A 539-nucleotide genomic window follows, 5' to 3' on the forward strand; every position below is an offset into this window, starting at 1 on the left:
CACTACGGTGGTTCTGCTCGCGACTTCGCACAAATTGACAATGCGCCAGAAGAGAAAGCGCGTGGTATCACCATTTCTACGTCACACGTAGAATATGACACGCCGACGCGTCACTATGCGCACGTTGACTGTCCAGGACACGCTGACTACGTGAAAAACATGATCACGGGTGCGGCGCAGATGGACGGAGCGATCTTGGTTGTTGCGGCGACAGACGGTCCGATGCCACAAACACGTGAGCACATCTTGTTGTCACGTCAGGTTGGTGTACCTTTCATCGTTGTATTCATGAACAAGTGTGACATGGTAGACGACGAAGAGTTGTTGGAGCTGGTAGAGATGGAAGTTCGTGAACTTCTGTCAGAGTACGATTTCCCAGGTGACGACTTGCCAGTTATCCAAGGTTCAGCGCTGAAGGCGTTGGAAGGCGACGAGCAGTGGGAGAAGAAGATTCTTGAGCTGGCGGAAGCGTTGGATACTTATATCCCAGAGCCAGAGCGTGACATCGACAAGCCGTTCCTGATGCCAATCGAAGACGT

General features: G+C 52.1%; 1 protein-coding gene. It reads left to right on the forward strand.

Annotated features, from left to right (window positions below; genetic code table 11):
- Nucleotides 1-539, forward strand: a 539-nt coding sequence (locus tag CWE11_RS12030; protein WP_241971800.1) for a GTP-binding protein, incomplete at both ends; no start/stop codon positions are given.

Source organism: Aliidiomarina sanyensis, assembly GCF_003987175.1.
Lineage (GTDB): Bacteria > Pseudomonadota > Gammaproteobacteria > Enterobacterales > Alteromonadaceae > Aliidiomarina > Aliidiomarina sanyensis.